The sequence below is a fragment of the Mesorhizobium sp. P171375 genome (genome assembly GCF_057786075.1).
In genome coordinates, this window is sequence record NZ_JBYNWF010000001.1 from 6,126,282 (window position 1) to 6,144,394 (window position 18,113).

An 18,113-nucleotide genomic window follows, 5' to 3' on the forward strand; every position below is an offset into this window, starting at 1 on the left:
GCGGAGTGAGGCGTTGGCGTTGCTTCCAACACCCCTCATCCGTCTCGGCGCTGCGCGCCGATCCACCTTCTCCCACAAGGGGAGAAGGCAACTGCCAGCGTTACCGGGCGCCGGCCGCCGCGCCACCCATCGTCGCGTCGACATTGGCCGCGTCGACGATCCCCGGCCCGGTCAGCACCGGTTTCGTCGGCAGGTCCAGCCCATAGTTGACGAAGCCGTTCAGCAGCGACACCGCGAGATAGCCCTGCAAATAGGGCTGCTGGTCGACAGCGAACAATTGCGTGCCATCCTTGATGCGCTGCAGGCCGGTTTCGTCCATGTCGAACGACGCAAGCTTGACCTTGTCGCCGACACTGGCCTGGCTGATGGCGTTGGCCGCGCTGTTGGCGTCGCCGGCGCTGATGGTGATGACACCGTCGAGCGTATTGTCTTTCAACACGGCGGCCTTGATCGCCTCGGCGACCGCGGTCGGATTGCCGAAGCTGGATGAAGGCAGCGGCAGCTGGCTCGATTTGCCGCCGCTCTTGCCGATGGCGTCGGCGATGCCCTTGCAGCGGTCTTCGGTGTTGGTGGAGCCCGGCAAGGTGTTGACGCACAAAACGTTCTTGGCGCCGTGGTTGCCGAAATAGGCGCCGCCGCCCAGACCAGCCGTGTATTCTTCGTTGCCGACATAGTTCATGGCGCCGAGCCGCTTGGCTGCATCCATGCCGCCGGAATTGTAGATGATGAGCGGCACGCCCGCGGCAACGACTTCCTTGAAGGCGTCATCCATGGCCTCCGGCACCCAGTCGGGGCCGACGATGGCGCTGGGCTTCTGGCTGAGCGCGGTGCGGATCAGCTTGGCCGCGTCAGGGCCAAGATTGTCGTAGTTCTGCGGACCGAGCCAGGTGACCGAGCCGCCGGTGAGTTCGGCAACCTTGCCGGCGTCGTCGGCGCCCTTCTTGACCTTCGACCAGAACGGGTCGTCCGCCTTGCCGCCAATGACGAAGATCTTCGCCCCGTCGGCCATCGCGGCTGTGGCTGATGTCGCCAGCACTGCCGCCGTCATCATCGCCGTCAAGAGTTTCGTGGTGCGTTTCATGTCATTTCCTCCCGGTTGCCGTCCTTGGACGGATTTAGAAAAACGTTGAATTCATCTGCGCGCGCACCTCTCCCGTTGCGCGTGCCGTCAATTGATCAATGGTTCGCCGCAGCCTTGGCGTTCATGCGTTCTTTCTTTTTCTGGAACCGGGCGTCCATCATGGCGTCGCCCTCCCTGGTGCCGTCGTGCCAGGTGCCGAACCAGCGATCGAGCGGGATCAGCCCGTCGCCGCCGTAGTTCACCTCGAAATATTTGTGGTGCAGGTAATGCGCGTAGGCATGGCTATCGACGGCCGTGTCGTCGCTCACCTCCAGCTTGTCGAAACCGAGATGACCGTTGACGGCGCCGAAGCCCGCGACATGCAGCTGGAACAGCGCGACGATCGGATTGGACGGGATGACAAGGTGCCAGAAGGCCACCGCGTGATAGAGGAACCCTTCCACCGGATGCATCGACAGCGACGACCACGGCGAGGGGTTGATCGAATTGTGGTGGACCGAGTGGATCCAGCGATACAGCGGTCCCCAGTGGATCAGGCGGTGGATAAAGAAGAAATGCACCTCGTGGACGGCCGGCGCGATCAGCACCAGTGCGGCGAGGTAGACTGGATGATCCGACCAGCTGACCCACGGTGCGTAGCCATTGGCAAAGCACCACAGGAAAATGACTTCGACCACGGTCCACAACGGGATGGTGATGAAGAACGAGCGCAGGAAGTTGTCGAGGTTCTGGCTCTGGAACCAGAACACATCCGAGGGCGCGTCGCCTGGAAATTTGTGGTTGTATTTGAACCGCGTCGCCTGGGCGCGCTTGATGTAATAGCGCAGCTCGAAGATGCCGTAGAACACCAGGATCGCCACGGCGTTGACGGCGTAGAGCCACAACGCCCAGCCCCAGCTGAGGGTTTTCATCGTCTCGACGCCGGGGACGACATAGAACCAGTAGATCAGCGCCGTGGCCATGTGGAACGCATTCCACGGCCAGATATAGCCGGGCAGCCATGCCAGGATCTTCGGCAGCCTAGGCGGCCAGTTCAACAACGGCGCGCCCTCGATGCGCCCGTTCGGCTTCCAGTCACCGCGCTTGTCGCGCGCGCCGTATTTGAGATCGTCCATGCCAATCCTCCACCCGCAATGCCGCACCGCAACGCCTTGGGATGGGCCGCACGCGCGCGCTGCCTGGCACCGCCGGAGCGGTGGGCGAACACTCGTCTGCCTGTGCTGCTGCTATCCCTGGGCTGGCGGTGCGTCCGCCTTGCTTGCTTTTGCTGAGATAAACATCTTGATCCAAAATGAATCAAGAATAGAATGTTTATTCCAAATTGATTGTGTCATTCATATCAATCGTGCGCAGCGAATGATATCTTCGTATCAATTGCTACAGACGGATGAGACGAAATGGATCAGAACAAGCGGCCGACGATCAGGGATGTCGCCGCCGAGGCCAAGGTCTCGGTGGCCACCGTCAACCGTGTGCTGAGCGGCGCCGGCGCCGTCCGCCAGGGCACGCGCGAGCGCGTCAGGCTGGCGGCCGAGCAGATCGGCTTCTACGGCATGGGCGCGCTGCGCAGCCGCATAGCGGCCGCCCGGCCGCGCTACCGCTTCGGCTTCCTGCTGCACCAGCCCGGCCGCGCCTTCTATCGCAACATCGCCGAGGCGCTGCGCGCGGTGGCGCCGACCATGCCTGACTGCGAGATTGAACTGCGCACCGAGTTTCTCGACGATCTGTCACCGCAGAACGTCGCCGCCCGCCTGCTGGCGCTAGGCGCCGAATGCGACGCCGTCGGCGTTGTCGCCGCGGTCCATCCTCTCGTCAGCCAGGCGGTCGATGCGCTGCAGGCCCGCAACGTGCCGGTCTTCGCGCTGATCTCACAGATCTCGGCGACAGGCCATGTCAACTATATCGGCCTCGACAACTGGAAGGTCGGGCGCACCGCGGCCTGGGTGTTCGAGCATGTCTGCAAAGCGCCCGGCAGGCTCGGCATCCTCGTCGGCAATCATCGCTATCGATGCCAGGAGATGAACGAAAGCGGTTTCCGCTCCTATTTCCGCGAGCACGCGCCTGGTTTCACGCTGCTGGAGCCGCTGCTGACCTTCGAATCCAGCGCCATCGCGCAGGAGATGACCGAAAAGCTGCTCAACGAAAATCCGGATCTGTCCGGCCTTTATGTCGCCGGCGGTGGCATCACCGGCGCCATCGCCGCGCTCCGCTCCACCGGCCGCGCCGGCAGCATCGTCGTCGTCGGCTATGAACTGATGGACTCGACCCGCCCGGCACTCCTCGACGGCACGCTGACCTTCGTCATCTCGCACCCACTCGCCCGCATAGCGCAGGAAGCGCTAGCCGGCATGGTCCGCGCCGTGTCTGCGCCGAACGAAAGCGGCAATGTCACGACCATCCTGCCTTTCGAGATCTATACGCGAGAGAATATCTAGGCGGTGGATATGTGAGTTCACAGCGCGGCCGGAATGGCCTACCTCTGGCGCCAAAGGCCGACTTGCACCCTTTCCCACCTTCCGCTATAGAGCCGCCACCCGCGTAGACACCCTTGGAGGCAACGCGGCGGAAGGCTGCCTTCCCCTTGTGATCCCGAATAAAGGTCCGCGTATGCGGCTTCTCGCATTCGGACATCCAGGCCTGGCGGCTTTCGACGTTTACGGTTCAGGCACATTGCCCGCCGCAAACGCTCCATAACACGCGAAAGGAAATGCCATGAGCCACGATACTTACGAGCTCAAGGCCGAAGCGCGCGAACAGGTCGGTAAGGGGTCCGCCCGTGCAGTTCGCCGTAACGGTAAAGTGCCTGCAGTCATTTATGGCGACAAGCAGCCTCCCCTGGCGATTGCGCTGAACTACAAGGACGTCTTCTACAAAATCCATGGCGGCGGGTTTTTGACCACGATCGCCACGATCGATGTCGACGGCAAGAAAATCCAGGTTCTGCCCAAGGATTTCCAGCTCGACCCGGTCAAGGATTTCCCGGTCCATGTCGACTTCCTGCGCATCGGCAAGGACACCGAGGTCAATGTCGACGTGCCTGTCCACTTCATCAATGAAGACAAGTCGCCCGGCATCAAGCGCGGCGGCGTGCTCAACATCGTGCGTCACGAGGTCGAGTTCCATTGCCCGGCCAACGCGATCCCGGAATTCATCACCGTCGATCTCACCGGCGCCGACATTGGCAATTCGATCCACATCTCGGCGGTGACCCTGCCGGCCGGCGTCAAGCCGGTGATCTCCGACCGCGACTTCACCATCGCGACCATTGCCGGCTCCTCGGCGATGAAGCCGGAGGCGGAAGAGACGGCGGAAGCGGCAGCCCCCGAAGCGGCGGCCCCTGCCGCCGAAGAGAAGTAATTTTCGGGTCCGGAGCGCACGATGCTTGTCTTTGCAGGCCTCGGCAATCCGGGCGCGAAATACGCTGATAACCGGCACAATGTCGGCTTCATGGCGGCGGACGCTATCGCCCGCCGCCATTCCTTTTCGCCCTGGTCGAAGAAGTTCCAGGGCCTGATCGCCGAAGGCACGATTGCCGGCGAAAAGATTCTCCTGATCAAGCCGCAGACCTTCATGAACCTGTCGGGACAGGCGGTTGGCGAAGCCTTGCGCTTCTACAAGCTCGGCCCCGAGGCGCTGACGGTCTTTTACGACGAGATCGACCTGCCGGCCGGCAAGTTGCGGGTCAAGGTCGGCGGCGGCGCCGGCGGCCATAACGGCATCCGCTCGCTCGACCAGCACATCGGCAAGAATTATCGCCGTGTGCGCATCGGTGTCGGCCATCCGGGCGTCAGGGAAATGGTGCATGGCCATGTACTCGGCGATTTCGCCAAGGCCGACCGCGAATGGCTGAACGTGCTGCTCGATACCATCGCCGACGATGCCGGGCTGCTGGCCAAGGGCGACGACAATTCATTCATGAACCGCATCACGCTGGCTCTGCGCGACAAGCTCGTGCCGACCGGCGATGACGACCGCCCGCCGGCCAAGACGCCGAAGGCGCAAGGCCCGAAAGCCCAGAGCCACATCCGCCAGGCACGACCGCAGCAGGCGCCGGCCAAGCTGCCGGAAAGCGGACCGATGGCCGCTATGCTGAAGAAACTGTTCGGCAAGAAAGACTGAGCCTCGATAGGATCGGGACCGCAGGGCTTGACGTTCCTCACCCCTATCGCCCATAGCCCTCATCAAATTTCGCTTTCCCGATAGGACCGGACAAAAATGGGTTTCAAATGCGGCATCGTTGGCTTGCCCAACGTCGGCAAGTCGACGCTTTTCAACGCGTTGACCAGGACGGCGGCGGCGCAGGCCGCCAACTATCCGTTCTGCACCATCGAACCGAACACCGGCGAGGTCGCGGTGCCCGATCCGCGGCTGCAGAAGATCGCCGCGGTTGCCAAGTCAAAAGAGATCATCCCGACCCGCATCTCCTTCGTCGACATTGCCGGCCTGGTGCGTGGCGCCTCCAAGGGCGAAGGGCTGGGCAACCAGTTCCTCGCCAACATCCGCGAGGTCGACGCCATCGTGCATGTGCTGCGCTGCTTCGAGGATGACGACATCACCCATGTCGAGGGCCGCATCGACCCCGTCGCCGACGCCGAGACGGTCGAGACCGAGCTGATGCTTGCCGACCTCGACAGCCTCGAGCGCCGCATCGTGCAGATCCGCAAGCGTGCCGGCAGCAAGGACAAGGAAGCCACCACCGTGCTGCCGATGATGGAAGCGGCCCTCGAGCTGCTGCAGGCCGGCAAGCCGACGCGCATCCTGCTCAAGAGCATTTCAGCGGAGGACCTGCGCATCCTGCAGGGGTTGAACCTTCTGACCTCGCATCCCGTGCTCTATGTCTGCAACGTCGCCGAAGCGGACGCCGCCACCGGCAATGAGCACACCCAGGCCGTGGAAAAGATGGCCACCGCGCAGGGCGCCGGCACCGTGGTGATCTCGGCCGCGATCGAGGCCGAAGTCGCGCAGCTCTCGGACGAGGAAGAGATGGAGTTCCTGTCCTCGCTCGGGCTCGACGAACCGGGCCTCAACAAGGTCATCCGCGCCGGCTACGATCTGTTGCACCTGATCACCTATTTCACCGCCGGGCCGAAGGAGACGCGCGCCTGGACCATCCACAAGGGCGACAAGGCCCCGCAGGCAGCCGGCGTCATCCACACCGATTTCGAGCGGGGCTTCATCCGCGCCCAGACCATCGCCTATAACGACTATGTCACGTTGGGCGGCGAAGTAGCGGCCAAGGAAGCCGGCAAGGCGCGAGACGAAGGCAAGGAATATGTCGTCCAGGACGGCGACGTACTGCTGTTCAAGTTCAACACTTGAGGCGCGAAGGTATCTCGCGCCCGGCGCGCTGACCGCGGCCGATCACAGCTGCGTCAAGTGGAAGAGCCCGCATGCTGCTTCGCTTGACTGCCCTTGGCACCGGGTCTAAGGCCGTCTGCATGCGACCTGCCCGTCTCCGTGGGAAATGGCTGCGCGCGCAGGACCCATCGCTATCGAACGAAACCTCTTGGGTTCAACCAACGGAGACCCGGCGATGATCAAGGCCTTCGTCGTCGACAATGACCGCCTGCGCGTCACTGACGATCTCGCGACCGACGGCGACCACGTCGTCTGGGCCGACCTTCTGAATCCGACCAAGGAAGAAGAAACGACGATCGAGACCTGGCTCGGCGTTGCCATTCCGACGCGCGAAGAGATGGAGGAGATCGAGATTTCGAGCCGCCTCTATATCGAGGACGGCGCCTATTTCATGACCGCCACTTTGCCGGCGCAGACCGAGATCGATGATCCGCTCATGTCACCGGTCACTTTCGTGCTTGCCGGACCGAGACTGGTCACCATCCGCTATCATGAGCCGAAGGCGTTCAAGACCTTTCCCCTGCGCGCCGAGAAGGTGGCGACAGGCTGCACCACCGGCAACACCATCCTGATCGGTCTGCTGGAGGCGATCGTCGATCGGCTCGCCGATATTCTCGAACGCGCCGGCCGCGACATCGAGACGATTTCGCGCGATATCTTCGAGGCGCGCTCGACCAAGGTGAACAAGCGCAACCGCGATTTCCAGGAGCTGCTCAAGGCCATTGGCCGCAAGGAGGACATCGCTTCCTCGATCCGCGACAGCCTGATCTCGCTGCAGCGCCTTTCCGGCTTCCTCGCCCATGTCGCCACCCAGATCAAGATGAGCAAGGACGTCCGCGCCCGCATCAAGACCGTGTCGCGCGACGTGCTGTCGCTTGCCGACCATGCCACCTTCCTGTCGCAGAAGATCTCGTTCCTGCTCGACGCGACGCTGGGCATGATCTCGATCGAGCAGAACGCCATCATCAAGATCTTCTCGGTCGCCGCCGTCATCTTCCTGCCGCCGACGCTGGTGGCTTCGATCTACGGCATGAATTTCGACGTCATTCCAGAGCTGAAATGGGAGCTGGGCTATCCTTTCGCCATCGGCCTGATGATCCTGTCGGCGATCCTCCCCTTCTGGTATTTCCGCCGTCGCGGCTGGCTCTGACCGGGTCTGGATCACCAGAATTCACTTGACCCGACGCCCTTCGGACGGCATCCGGATGCCCGGTGATCGTACAATCTTGAACTGGATTAGGATCATGACTGGAAAGACCTGGGCCTATGAGGATTTCACCGAGGGCGCTTCGATCGACCTCGGCGCCAAGCAGGTGAGTGCGGCCGAAATCGTCGAATTCGCCACCGAGTTTGACCCGCAGCCGATGCATCTCGACGAGGAGGCCGGCAAAGCCAGCATCCTTGGCGGGCTCGCCGCTTCCGGCTGGCACACCTGCGCGATCTTCATGCGCATGCTGTGCGACGCCTTCCTGCTCGACTCGACCGCGCAAGGTGCGCCGGGCATCGACCAGGTCAGATGGAAGAAGCCGGTGCTGGCCGGCGACACGCTTTCCGGCAGGACTGGTGTGGTCGCCAGGCGCCTTTCGAAGTCACGACCCCAACTCGGTCTGGTCACCTTTCGCAGCGAGATGGTCAACCAGCGTGGCGAGAGCGTCTTCGAACTCGAAAACACCGTCATGTTCCTGACCCGCGAGGCCGGCGCATGAGCCTCGACGCGTTCTTCCGCATTGGCGAGACCATCAATCTCGGCTCGCACACATTCGACGCCGAGGCGATCAAGGCATTCGCCCGCAAATACGATCCGCAACCCTTCCATGTCGACGAGGAGGCGGCGAAGAAAAGCGTTTTCGGTGGCCTCTGCGCCTCAGGCTGGCACACCGCCGCCACCTGGATGAAACTCAATCTCGAAAGCGGGCTGGACGCCACGCGATGGAGCGGTCCCGGCTCGGTGCCCGAATTCGGCCCCTCGCCCGGCTTCAAGAACCTGAAATGGCCAAAGCCGGTTTATGCCGGTGAAACCGTAACCTTCATGCGCACGGCCGTCTCCCACCGCCCGCTCGCCACCCGCCGCGGCTGGCGGCTGCTCGCGCTGCGCTCGGAGGGGTTCGACTCGACGGACGACAAGGTGCTGGAATTCGACAGCGCCGTGCTGGTGAAGGCAGGGTAGCCTCTTCCTTCTCCCACAAGGGGAGAAGGGAAAAAGTGCCCTGCCTAATGTCCTTCAAACCCGATCAGCGTCCGCACCGGCACACCCAGCGCCTCAAGCTTCGCCCGCCCGCCCAGGTCCGGCAGGTCGATGACAAAGCATGCAGCAAGAATGTCGGCGCCGATCTGTCTGAGCAGCCTGATCGCTGCTTCCGCCGTGCCGCCGGTGGCGATCAGGTCGTCGACCAGGATCACCTTCTCGCCCGGCACAACACCGTCCTTGTGCATCTCCATCTCGTCCAGCCCGTATTCCAGGCTGTAGGCGACGCGCACCGTCTCGTAAGGCAGCTTGCCCTTCTTGCGGATCGGCACGAAGCCGGCGGAAAGCTGGTGCGCGACGGCGCCGCCGAGGATGAAGCCGCGCGCCTCGATGCCGGCGATCTTGTCGATCTTCTGGCCGGCATAGGGATGCACCAGCTCGTCGATCGCGCGGCGGAAAGCGCGCGCATTGCCGAGCAAAGTGGTGATGTCGCGAAACAGGATGCCGGGTTTGGGATAGTCCGGAATGGTGCGGATCGCGGCGAGCAGCGTGTCTTCGAGCGAGGATTTCATGAGCCGAGATTACCTGAAACGGAGATTCGTGCGCGACAATTGTTCGATCGAACTGCAGCCCATCAGCTTCATGCCGCGCTCGATCTCGACCCGCATCTGCTCCAGCGCCCGCTCGACGCCCGGCTGGCCGGCCGCCGCCAGCGGGAACAGATAGTAGCGTCCAACGCCGACAGCCTTGGCGCCGAGCGACAGCGCCTTCAGCACATGCGTGCCGCGCTGCACGCCGCCATCCATGATGACGTCTATTCTGTCGCCGACGGCGTCGACGATCTCGGCCAGCTGGTCGAAGGCCGCCCGCGAGCCGTCCAGCTGCCGGCCGCCATGGTTTGAAAGCACAATGCCGCTGCAGCCGATCTCGACAGCGCGTTTGGCATCCCCCACCGACATGACGCCCTTGAGGCAGAACGGACCACCCCACAGCCTGACCATCTCGGCGACATCGTCCCATGTCATCGACGGATCGAGCATCTCGGTAAAATAGCGGCTGATCGACATCGTGCCGCCGCCCATGTCGACATGCTCGTCGAGCTGCGGCAGCTTGAACCCCTCATGGGTGAAATAGTTGATCGCCCAGCCCGGTTTGAGCGCAAACTGCAGCATGCCGGCAAGGTTGAGCTTGAAGGGAATGGCAAAGCCGGTGCGCTTGTCGCGCTCGCGGTTACCTCCGGTGATGCTGTCGACGGTCAGCATCATCACCTCGACGCCGACCGCCTTGGCCCGCTGCATCATCGCCCGGTTGAGGCCGCGATCCCGGTGGAAATAGAACTGGTAGACCTGCGGGCTGCTGCTGATCTTGCGCGCTTCCTCGAGGCTGACGGTGCCGAGCGAGGACACGCCGAACATCGTGCCGAATTTGGCCGAAGCCTTGGCCACCGCACGCTCGCCCTGATGATGGAACAGCCGCTGCAAGGCTGTCGGCGAGCAGTAGACGGGCATGGCCAGTTTCTGGCCCATCACCGTCACCGACATGTCGATCTCGCTGACACCGCGCAACACATTGGGAACGAGGTCGCAGCGCTCGAAACTCTCGGTGTTGCGGCGATAGGTGACCTCGTCGTCCGCCGCCCCGTCAATATAGTTGAAGATCGGCCCCGGCAGCCGCTGCTGCGCCATGCGCCGGAAATCGGAAAAGTTGTGACAGTCGCGTAGCCGCATCATCGATTTCCAAATGCCATGGCGCAAGAAGCTCGCTGCGTCGAATATCAATCCGATGCCGCCATGCCAACGGGTGAAATGCCAAACTGCCTCTTGGCCACAGCCATGAACGAAAAAGGGACGCCGCTGGCGCCCCTTGCCGTCGAAAAAAGGCGCCTTTCGGCGCCCTTTCTTGATCGCAGGCTGCTTGGCCTCAGTGGGCCACGCCTTCCCAGACTTTGCGCTTGGTCAGATAAACCAGGGCGCCGAAGAGCAACAGGAACACCAGCACGCGGAAGCCGGTCTTCTTGCGGTCTTCCATATGCGGTTCGGCAGCCCACATCAGGAAGGCCGACACGTCGCGCGAATACTGGTCAACCGTCTGCGGCGAACCGTCATCATAGGTGACCTGGCCGTCCGAGAGCGGCTTCGGCATCTTCAGCGACACGCCGGACATGAAGTACGGGTTGTAGTGCGTGCCTTCCGGGATCACCATGCCTGCCGGCGGCGTCTGGTCGTAGCCGGTCAGCAGCGAATGGATGTAGTCCGGACCGCCCTGGGCGTACTGGGTAAAGATATCGAAGACGAAGCGCGGGAAGCCGCGCTCGACGCCGCGCGCCTTGGCCAGCAGCGACATGTCGGGCGGGGCTGCGCCACCGTTGGAGGCGGCAGCCGCCTCCTCATTGGCGAACGGCGCCGGGAAATGGTCGGACGGCTTGCCCGGACGGTCGAACATGTCGCCGGCATCGTTGGGGCCGTCATGGATGGTGTATTCGGCGGCAAAGGATTTCACCTGTGCTTCCGAGTAGCCGAGGCCTTCCAGCGTGCGGAACGCCACCAGGTTCATCGAATGGCAGGCCGAGCAGACTTCCTTGTAGACCTTCAGGCCGCGCTGCAGCTGCGCCTTGTCATAGGTGCCGAACGGACCGGCGAAACTCCAGTCCATTTCCTTCGGCTCGTCGATCGGGAAATGCGTGGGTGCCGCAGCGTTATGCGCCTCTTCAGCGGCCATCGCCACGCTGCCGACCGCTCCGATGCCGCCAGCCAACAGGCCGAGCAGCGCGAGCGAGGTGAGAATCTTTTTCATGCCAAATCCCCTTAGATTCTCGCTCAGCCCTTGGTTTCCGGCGCGGCGTTCGCACCTGCCGGATGTCCCCCACCGGCACCCTTGTTCTTCTCCAGCACCGCTTCGGTGATCGAATTCGGCAGCCTGCGCGGCGTCTCGATCAGGCCGAGCACCGGCAGGACGACGAGGAAGAAGGCAAAGTAGAACAGCGTCGCCATCTGCGCCATGAACACGAAGCTGCCTTCGGCCGGCTGCGAGCCCAGCCAACCGAGCAGGACGGCGTCGGCTGCGAAGAGCCAGAAGAACAGCTTGTACCAGGGCCGGTAGACCGCCGAGCGCACCTTGGAGGTGTCGAGCCACGGTACCAAGAACAGCATGACGATGGCGCCGAACATGCACAGCACGCCGCCGAGCTTGGAGTTGATTGGCCCGATGTTGAAGGTGATGGCGCGCAGGATCGCGTAGAACGGCAGGAAGTACCACTCCGGCACGATGTGGGCCGGCGTCTTCAGCGGGTTGGCGACCGTGTAATTGTCCGGATGGCCGAGGAAGTTCGGCAGGTAGAAGACGAAATAGGCGAAGAAGAACAGGAACACGATCATGCCGAACGCGTCCTTGATGGTCGCATAGGGCGTGAAGGCGACGGTGTCCGTCTTCGACTTGACCTCGATGCCGGTCGGGTTCGACTGCCCGACCACATGCAGCGCCCAGACGTGCAGCACGACGACGCCGGCAATCATGAACGGCAGCAAATAGTGCAGCGCAAAGAAGCGGTTGAGCGTCGGGTTGTCGACGGCGAAACCGCCGAGCAGAAGCTGCTGGATCCAGTCGCCGACCAGCGGAATGGCGCTGAAGAAGCCGGTGATGACGGTGGCGCCCCAGAAGCTCATCTGCCCCCAGGGCAGCACATAGCCCATGAAGCCGGTCGCCATCATCAAGAGGTAGATGATGCAGCCGAGGATCCACAGCAGCTCGCGCGGCGCCTTGTAGGAGCCGTAATAGAGCCCGCGGAAGATGTGGATGTAGACGGCGACGAAGAAGAACGAGGCGCCGTTGGAATGCATGTAGCGCAACAGCCAGCCCGAATTTACGTCGCGCATGATCTTCTCGACCGAATTGAAGGCGAGATTGGTGTCGGCCGTATAGTGCATGGCCAGAACGATGCCGGTCAGGATCTGCGCCACCAGCATGATCGCCAGGATGCCGCCGAAGGTCCAGGCATAGTTGAGGTTGCGCGGCACCGGATAGGCGATGAAGCTGTCATAGACCATGCGCGGCAGCGGCATGCGGGCGTCGAACCAGCGTTCGATACCGGTCTTGGGCGTATAGGTCGAGTGTCCCTCGCTCATCGAAATATCCCCTGCCTCAACCGATAAGGATTTTGGTATCGGAAATGAACTTGAATACCGGCACAGCCATGTTTTCCGGCGCCGGGCCTTTGCGGATACGGCCGGCGGTATCGTACACCGAACCGTGGCACGGGCAGAACCAGCCGCCGAAATCGCCTTCCTGGCCGAGCGGAATGCAGCCCAGATGCGTGCAGACCTGCACCATCACCATCCAGGCTTCCTTGCCGGGCGTGGTGCGGTTGGCGTCGGTCGCCGGCGCATCGGCCGGCAGATTGGCGTTGCGGGCGATCGGATCCTTGAGGTCGGCAAGGTTGACGGCCTCGCCGTCCTTCATCTCCTGGTCGGTGCGGTTGCGCACCACGACCGGCTTGCCGCGCCATTTGACGATCAGCGACATGCCAGGGGTAAGCGAAGAAACATCGACCTCGACCGAGGCCAGCGCCAGCGTCGAGGCATCGGGGCGCATCTGGTCGATGAACGGCCAGGCGACAGCCCCTGCGCCGACCACTGCGGCCATGCCGGTGGCGACGTAGAGAAAATCACGACGGTTGGGATCCTGGGTGTCGGTTGCGCTCACGGGTGCCTGATCCTTTCGCCTCTTCCGTGCCGGTGGCCGAGCCTTGCTCCCCGCTCGTTTACGCCAACCCGACAGCGCATGGCGAACAGGCTAGCGAATTCCTCCGGCATTTGGAGTTCGGTTTATGCGTGAAGCCCGTTTTTGTCCAGACGGGTGAAGGCACAAGGGCAGATTGTCGCGGGGACAGAAGAGCGCGTCAGTCGGCCAGATGTCCAAAGGCCGGCAAAGGCGGCTAAACAACAGGGAAATATCAGCAAATCCGAGGCTCCCCGCCTGTCTCGACAGGACAGGTTGCCGTGATCTAGTCTCGCTGGAATGGCACACATCATCGACCGCGAGACCTGGACCAGGACGCCCGGCCTTTGGCAGGGCGAATTGCAACTCGCCGCCCATGGCTCCAACTCCTGCCTGATCTTCAATTACCAGGCAGAGATCGGCGGCGGCCCGCGGCTGCACACGCATCCTTATTGCGAGATCTTCATCATCCGCCAGGGCACCGGCCTGTTCACGATCGGCGACCAGCAGATCGAGGCCACGGCCGGCCAGATCCTCATCGTGCCACCGAACACACCGCACAAATTCACCAATCTCGGCCCAGGCCCGCTCGAATCGACCGACATCCACGAAAGCGGCAGCTTCATCACCGAATGGCTGGAATGATGTTGCCGGCAGCCTTTAGCTGGCGCCGAGCCTGACCAGCACTGCCCTTGGGATGTCGTATTCGCGGATCACCGACTCGTGCCGGCGCAAGCCACAAAGTTCGCGCTGAATGAAATAGGCGTGCACTGCCGCGGCGGCTTCCTTCAGCAGCCGGGCGCGATGCTCGTCATCACTGTTCTCGCGCAGCTTCTTCAGCGTTTCCTCGACACGTTGGCCAGCGCGGCCGAGTGCGGCCGCCTTTTCGGCCAGGATCTCGTGGCCGAGCAAGTCCAGCGCGCTTTCCTGCGCGCCGCCGCGTCCAAAATTCGAGGGCATTCTGACTGACATCTCAGCGTTTTACTCCGCCGGCCGTGTCTCTTCCAGCACGCTTTCCTCGTGATAGAGGAAGCCGCCGGACTGCCGTTTCCATAGCCGCGCATAGAGCCCGTCCTGCGCCACCAGCTCGTCATGCGTGCCTTGTTCGACGATGCGGCCGCCGTCCAGCACCACCAGCCGGTCGAGTGCGGCAATGGTCGACAGCCTATGCGCGATGGCGATGACCGTCTTGTTCTCCATCAGCCGGGCCAGATTCTCCTGGATCGCCGCCTCGATGTCGGAATCGAGCGCCGATGTCGCCTCGTCGAGGATCAGGATCGGCGCATCCTTGAGGAAGACGCGGGCGATCGCCACGCGCTGGCGCTGGCCGCCCGACAGTTTGACACCGCGTTCGCCGACAAAGGCCTCGTAGCCGGCACGGTCCCGGTTGTCGCGCAAGCCCAATATGAACTCATGCGCCTCGGCCTTCTTCGCCGCCGCGATCACCTCGGCGTCGGTTGCATCAGGCATGCCGAGCTTGATGTTGTCGCGCAGCGAGCGATGGAAGAGCGCGGTGTCCTGGCTGACGACACCTATATTGGCGCGCAGCGAATTCTGCGTCACCTCTGACACATCCTGCCCGTCGATGGTGACCTGTCCGCTCTCGAGGTCGTAGAGGCGCAGGATGAGGTTGGCGAGTGTCGTCTTGCCGGCACCCGACGGCCCGACCAGCCCGACCTTCTCGCCGGGCCGCACGACAAGGTCGATGCCGTTGAGCACACCGAACCCCTTGCCGTAATGAAACTCGACATTTTTCACGTCGATGCGGCCGCCGGCCACGACAAGCTCCTTGGCGTCGGGCGCATCGATGAGGCCGAGCGGCTGCGAGATCAGCGCCTTGGAGTTCTCCAGCACGCCGAGGTTTCGCAAAATGCCGTTGAGCTGCATCATCACCCGCCCGAGCAGCATGTTGAGCCGCAAGACCAGGGACAGCGTGAAAGCGACGGCGCCGACGGTGATCGACCCTTCGACCCAGAGATAGACCGCAAAGCAGCCAATCGCTGAGATCATGATGCCCGACAGCGTCGTCAGCGCCATGCGCACGCCGGTCAGCCGGCGGGTGAAAGGCCGCAGCGCGTCGAGATAGATGTCGAAGCCGTTCTTGATGTAGCGGTCGTCGCCATCAGCCGAGAACAGCTTCAGCGTCTGCACGTTGGAATAGGAATCGATGATGCGCCCATTGATCATCGAACCAGCTTCGGCCGTGGCCTCGGCATGCCTGCGGATCGAGGGCAGATAGAGCTTGGCCAGCCAGGCGAAAGCGAGAATCCAGACCACCACCAGCACGGCCAGACGCAGATCCAGCCCGGCGACCAGCGCCAGCGTCGTCACCGTATAGATGAGCATGAACCAGATGACCTCGATGAAGCTCTCCATCAGGTCGCCGGTCGCCTGCCCCGCCTGCCAGACTTTTGTCGCGATGCGGCCAGCAAAATCGTTCTGGAAGAATGTATAGGACTGGCGCGATACATGCCGGTGCGCCTGCCAGCGCACCAGATTGTAGAAGCCCGGCGTAATCGTCTGCTCGTCGACCAGCGCCGACAAGCCGACCACGACGGTGCGGATGACCAGCACCACCGCGATCATGAAGACAAGCTCAGGCCCGGCAGCGGCCCACAGCGCGTGCCAGCTGCGTTCACCGGGAAGCTGGTCGAGAATGTCGACCAGCCGCCCGACGAAGTAGAACAGCCCGGCCTCGATCAGCGGCGCGAAGCCGCCGATGACCAGCATGGCGAAGAAGGCGAACTTCGCCTGGCCGACATAGTGCCAGAGGAAGCCGCCAACGCTTGATGGTGGCCGAAGATTCGCTGGCTCCCTGAACGGATAGACCCAGTTCTCGAACCAGCGATAGACGGCTATCATCATGCTGACGTCATCACTCCGCGGCTTCTCCCTTGGCCACAGCATCATTGGCGGCGTCGACCGGGCCGTCGTCGAGCAGGAACCCGCCCGACTGACGCTGCCAGAGCTGCGCGTAGAGCCCGCCGCTGGCGACGAGTTCCTCGTGCGACCCCTCCTCGATGACACGGCCCTTGTCGAGGACGACGAGCCTGTCCATCGCCGCAATGGTCGACAGCCGGTGCGCAATGGCGATGACGGTCTTGCCCTGCATGAGCTTGTAGAGATTCTCCTGGATGGCGGCCTCGGCTTCGGAATCCAGGGCCGAGGTCGCTTCGTCAAGGATAAGTATCGGTGCGTCCTTCAACATAACGCGAGCTATGGCGATGCGTTGCCGCTGGCCGCCGGACAATTTGACGCCGCGGTCGCCGACATGAGCGTCGAGCCCTTTGCGTCCAGTGTGGTCCGAAAGCCCGGCGATGAACTCCAGCGCCTCGGCCCGCCCGGCTGCCTCGACAAGCATCTCTTCCGTGGCATCGGGCCGGCCATAGAGGATGTTGTCGCGCACCGAACGGTGCAGCAGCGAGGTGTCCTGCGTTACCATGCCGATCTGTGCGCGCAGCGAATCCTGCGTCACCGACGCGATCTCCTGGCCGTCGATCAGGATCCGGCCATTCTCCAAATCGTAGAAGCGCAACAGGAGGTTGACCAGCGTCGACTTGCCCGCACCTGAGCGGCCGACAATGCCGACCTTCTCGCCGGGTTTCACCGTCAGCGACAGGCTCTCGATGACACCCTTCTGCTTGCCGTAATGGAAGCGAATATCGTCGAAACGGATTTCGCCTTTGGTGACGGCAATGTCCTTCGCCCCCGGCCGGTCCTCGACCAGGCGCGGCAACGAGATCGAGGCGATGCCATCCTGCACCGTGCCGATGTTCTCGAACAGGCCGGACATTTCCCACATGATCCACTGCGACATGCCCCACATCCTGAGCACAAGGCCGATGACCACGGCGACGGCGCCGATCGTCACCGCCTGGCCAAGCCACAGCCACAGCGCCAGCGCGGTGACCGAGAACAGCAGCAACGCATTGAGGATGTAGAGCAGACCGTAGAGCACTGTCACCAGCCGCATCGACCGGTAGACCGTGTCGAGGAAGCCGGCCATGCCTTCTTTGGCGAACGTAGCTTCGCGGCGCGCATGGGAAAACAGCTTCACCGTCTGGATGTTGGTGTAGCTGTCGACGACGCGGCCGGTCATGGTCGAGCGCGCATTGGCCTGCGCCTCGCCGACCTTTCCGAGCTTCGGAATAAAGAAACGCAACAGCCCGATATAGCCGAGCAGCCAGACGCCGAGCGGTGCCGCGAGCCGCAAGTCGGCCGAACCGACGATGAAGAGCATGCCGAGGAAATAGACGATGACGTAGTTGAGCACGTCGATCACCTTGATGACGCATTCGCGCACGGCGAGCGCCGTCTGCATCAGCTTGGTGGCGATGCGGCCGGCGAATTCGTCCTGGTAGAAGCTCATCGACTGCTTCAAGAGATAGCGATGCACCTGCCAGCGGATGCGCATGGGGTAGTTGCCCATCAGCGTTTGCTGGTTGAGCAGCGAATGCAGCCATACCGTGCCCGGCAGCGCAAACAGCACGACGAAGGCCATGCCGGCGAGCTTCCAGCTCTCGGTCTGCAGGAAGGTTTCGCGATTCTGCCCGGACAGCCAGTCGACGATGCGGCCCATAAAGCCGAACATCCACACTTCGGCCACCGCGATCGCCGTCACCAGCATCGCATCGACGATGATGTAGGGCCAGGCGCCGCGCGTATAATGCACGCAGAAGGCAACCAGCGTCTTCGGCGGCTCGACCGGTTCCGCTGCGGGGAACGGATCGAGCCTTTTTTCAAACCAGCTAAACATGGTGATGCTCACAAAACTGT

18 protein-coding genes are annotated in these 18,113 nt (G+C 62.7%); 8 read left to right on the plus strand and 10 right to left on the minus strand.

What is annotated here, in order from left to right; all coding sequences use genetic code 11:
- Positions 1 to 100: 100 nt before the first annotated feature.
- The gene (locus tag ACYHH6_RS29955) at positions 101 to 1,081 is read right to left on the minus strand and encodes a sugar ABC transporter substrate-binding protein (RefSeq protein WP_352588444.1); all 981 of its coding nucleotides are present in this window, start codon (positions 1,079 to 1,081) and stop codon (positions 101 to 103) included.
- A 95-nt stretch (positions 1,082 to 1,176) separates the two neighbouring features.
- Positions 1,177 to 2,196 carry a sterol desaturase family protein gene (locus tag ACYHH6_RS29960; protein ID WP_352588441.1) on the minus strand — a complete coding sequence of 340 codons (1,020 nt, stop codon included), beginning with the start codon at positions 2,194 to 2,196 and terminating at the stop codon, positions 1,177 to 1,179.
- A 282-nt stretch (positions 2,197 to 2,478) separates the two neighbouring features.
- Between ACYHH6_RS29960 and ACYHH6_RS29965 the strand changes: the two genes are divergently transcribed.
- The 7 genes from ACYHH6_RS29965 to ACYHH6_RS29995 all read left to right on the plus strand — a co-directional run bounded on the left by ACYHH6_RS29965 (position 2,479) and on the right by ACYHH6_RS29995 (position 8,606).
- Positions 2,479 to 3,516 (plus strand): LacI family DNA-binding transcriptional regulator, encoded by a 1,038-nt coding sequence (locus tag ACYHH6_RS29965; RefSeq protein ID WP_352588439.1) that lies wholly within the window; start codon positions 2,479 to 2,481, stop codon positions 3,514 to 3,516.
- A gap of 277 nt (positions 3,517 to 3,793) precedes the next feature.
- Positions 3,794 to 4,438 (plus strand): 50S ribosomal protein L25/general stress protein Ctc, encoded by a 645-nt coding sequence (locus tag ACYHH6_RS29970; protein WP_488500501.1) that lies wholly within the window; start codon positions 3,794 to 3,796, stop codon positions 4,436 to 4,438.
- 21 nt (positions 4,439 to 4,459) lie between these two features.
- The gene (gene pth, locus ACYHH6_RS29975; protein WP_352588435.1) at positions 4,460 to 5,200 is read left to right on the plus strand and encodes an aminoacyl-tRNA hydrolase; all 741 of its coding nucleotides are present in this window, start codon (positions 4,460 to 4,462) and stop codon (positions 5,198 to 5,200) included.
- Between the two features lie 96 nt (positions 5,201 to 5,296).
- Positions 5,297 to 6,400 (plus strand): redox-regulated ATPase YchF, encoded by a 1,104-nt coding sequence (ychF, locus tag ACYHH6_RS29980; protein ID WP_352588433.1) that lies wholly within the window; start codon positions 5,297 to 5,299, stop codon positions 6,398 to 6,400.
- Positions 6,401 to 6,614: 214 nt separating this feature from the next.
- Positions 6,615 to 7,589 carry a magnesium/cobalt transporter CorA gene (gene corA, locus ACYHH6_RS29985; protein WP_352588430.1) on the plus strand — a complete coding sequence of 325 codons (975 nt, stop codon included), beginning with the start codon at positions 6,615 to 6,617 and terminating at the stop codon, positions 7,587 to 7,589.
- A gap of 94 nt (positions 7,590 to 7,683) precedes the next feature.
- Positions 7,684 to 8,145, plus strand: coding sequence for a MaoC family dehydratase (locus ACYHH6_RS29990; protein WP_112561087.1), 462 nt, complete (start codon positions 7,684 to 7,686; stop codon positions 8,143 to 8,145).
- A complete protein-coding gene (locus ACYHH6_RS29995) occupies positions 8,142 to 8,606 on the plus strand; it encodes a MaoC family dehydratase (RefSeq protein WP_352588426.1) in 465 nt (154 codons plus the stop codon). The genes ACYHH6_RS29990 and ACYHH6_RS29995 overlap by 4 nt, the downstream gene beginning before the upstream one ends.
- Positions 8,607 to 8,650: 44 nt before the next feature.
- On the opposite strand, the gene ACYHH6_RS30000 is transcribed toward ACYHH6_RS29995, so the two are convergent.
- The 5 genes from ACYHH6_RS30000 to petA form a co-directional block, all read right to left on the minus strand.
- Positions 8,651 to 9,196, minus strand: coding sequence for an adenine phosphoribosyltransferase (locus tag ACYHH6_RS30000; protein ID WP_352588423.1), 546 nt, complete (start codon positions 9,194 to 9,196; stop codon positions 8,651 to 8,653).
- A gap of 9 nt (positions 9,197 to 9,205) precedes the next feature.
- Positions 9,206 to 10,351 carry an alpha-hydroxy acid oxidase gene (locus tag ACYHH6_RS30005; protein WP_352588420.1) on the minus strand — a complete coding sequence of 382 codons (1,146 nt, stop codon included), beginning with the start codon at positions 10,349 to 10,351 and terminating at the stop codon, positions 9,206 to 9,208.
- Between the two features lie 193 nt (positions 10,352 to 10,544).
- Positions 10,545 to 11,417, minus strand: a complete 873-nt coding sequence (locus ACYHH6_RS30010; protein ID WP_352588417.1) for a cytochrome c1 — start codon at positions 11,415 to 11,417, stop codon at positions 10,545 to 10,547.
- A gap of 23 nt (positions 11,418 to 11,440) precedes the next feature.
- On the minus strand, positions 11,441 to 12,745 hold the full coding sequence (locus tag ACYHH6_RS30015) for a cytochrome b (RefSeq protein WP_192258845.1): 1,305 nt from the start codon (positions 12,743 to 12,745) through the stop codon (positions 11,441 to 11,443).
- Between the two features lie 16 nt (positions 12,746 to 12,761).
- Positions 12,762 to 13,322 (minus strand): ubiquinol-cytochrome c reductase iron-sulfur subunit, encoded by a 561-nt coding sequence (gene petA / locus ACYHH6_RS30020; RefSeq protein WP_352588414.1) that lies wholly within the window; start codon positions 13,320 to 13,322, stop codon positions 12,762 to 12,764.
- A 315-nt stretch (positions 13,323 to 13,637) separates the two neighbouring features.
- On the opposite strand from petA, the gene ACYHH6_RS30025 reads away from it, so the two are divergent.
- Positions 13,638 to 13,982, plus strand: coding sequence for a cupin domain-containing protein (locus ACYHH6_RS30025; RefSeq protein ID WP_352588411.1), 345 nt, complete (start codon positions 13,638 to 13,640; stop codon positions 13,980 to 13,982).
- 15 nt (positions 13,983 to 13,997) lie between these two features.
- On the opposite strand, the gene ACYHH6_RS30030 is transcribed toward ACYHH6_RS30025, so the two are convergent.
- The 3 genes from ACYHH6_RS30030 to ACYHH6_RS30040 are packed head-to-tail and all read right to left on the minus strand — an operon-like array spanning position 13,998 to position 18,093.
- Positions 13,998 to 14,309, minus strand: a complete 312-nt coding sequence (locus ACYHH6_RS30030) for a DUF6665 family protein (RefSeq protein ID WP_352588408.1) — start codon at positions 14,307 to 14,309, stop codon at positions 13,998 to 14,000.
- A gap of 9 nt (positions 14,310 to 14,318) precedes the next feature.
- Complete coding sequence (locus tag ACYHH6_RS30035) at positions 14,319 to 16,202, minus strand: ABC transporter ATP-binding protein (RefSeq protein WP_352588405.1); 1,884 nt, start codon at positions 16,200 to 16,202, stop codon at positions 14,319 to 14,321.
- A 10-nt stretch (positions 16,203 to 16,212) separates the two neighbouring features.
- A complete protein-coding gene (locus ACYHH6_RS30040; RefSeq protein WP_352588402.1) occupies positions 16,213 to 18,093 on the minus strand; it encodes an ABC transporter ATP-binding protein in 1,881 nt (626 codons plus the stop codon).
- Between the last annotated feature and the right edge of the window lie 20 nt (positions 18,094 to 18,113).

Coding starts and splice junctions, on each gene's coding strand:
- ACYHH6_RS29955 (WP_352588444.1), bottom strand. CDS start 1,081: ATGAAACGCACCACGAAACTCTTGACGGCGATGATGACGGCGGCAGTG.
- ACYHH6_RS29960 (WP_352588441.1), bottom strand. CDS start 2,196: ATGGACGATCTCAAATACGGCGCGCGCGACAAGCGCGGTGACTGGAAG.
- ACYHH6_RS29965 (WP_352588439.1), top strand. CDS start 2,479: ATGGATCAGAACAAGCGGCCGACGATCAGGGATGTCGCCGCCGAGGCC.
- ACYHH6_RS29970 (WP_488500501.1), top strand. CDS start 3,794: ATGAGCCACGATACTTACGAGCTCAAGGCCGAAGCGCGCGAACAGGTC.
- pth (WP_352588435.1), top strand. CDS start 4,460: ATGCTTGTCTTTGCAGGCCTCGGCAATCCGGGCGCGAAATACGCTGAT.
- ychF (WP_352588433.1), top strand. CDS start 5,297: ATGGGTTTCAAATGCGGCATCGTTGGCTTGCCCAACGTCGGCAAGTCG.
- corA (WP_352588430.1), top strand. CDS start 6,615: ATGATCAAGGCCTTCGTCGTCGACAATGACCGCCTGCGCGTCACTGAC.
- ACYHH6_RS29990 (WP_112561087.1), top strand. CDS start 7,684: ATGACTGGAAAGACCTGGGCCTATGAGGATTTCACCGAGGGCGCTTCG.
- ACYHH6_RS29995 (WP_352588426.1), top strand. CDS start 8,142: ATGAGCCTCGACGCGTTCTTCCGCATTGGCGAGACCATCAATCTCGGC.
- ACYHH6_RS30000 (WP_352588423.1), bottom strand. CDS start 9,196: ATGAAATCCTCGCTCGAAGACACGCTGCTCGCCGCGATCCGCACCATT.
- ACYHH6_RS30005 (WP_352588420.1), bottom strand. CDS start 10,351: ATGCGGCTACGCGACTGTCACAACTTTTCCGATTTCCGGCGCATGGCG.
- ACYHH6_RS30010 (WP_352588417.1), bottom strand. CDS start 11,417: ATGAAAAAGATTCTCACCTCGCTCGCGCTGCTCGGCCTGTTGGCTGGC.
- ACYHH6_RS30015 (WP_192258845.1), bottom strand. CDS start 12,745: ATGAGCGAGGGACACTCGACCTATACGCCCAAGACCGGTATCGAACGC.
- ACYHH6_RS30025 (WP_352588411.1), top strand. CDS start 13,638: ATGGCACACATCATCGACCGCGAGACCTGGACCAGGACGCCCGGCCTT.
- ACYHH6_RS30030 (WP_352588408.1), bottom strand. CDS start 14,309: ATGTCAGTCAGAATGCCCTCGAATTTTGGACGCGGCGGCGCGCAGGAA.
- ACYHH6_RS30035 (WP_352588405.1), bottom strand. CDS start 16,202: ATGATGATAGCCGTCTATCGCTGGTTCGAGAACTGGGTCTATCCGTTC.
- ACYHH6_RS30040 (WP_352588402.1), bottom strand. CDS start 18,093: ATGTTTAGCTGGTTTGAAAAAAGGCTCGATCCGTTCCCCGCAGCGGAA.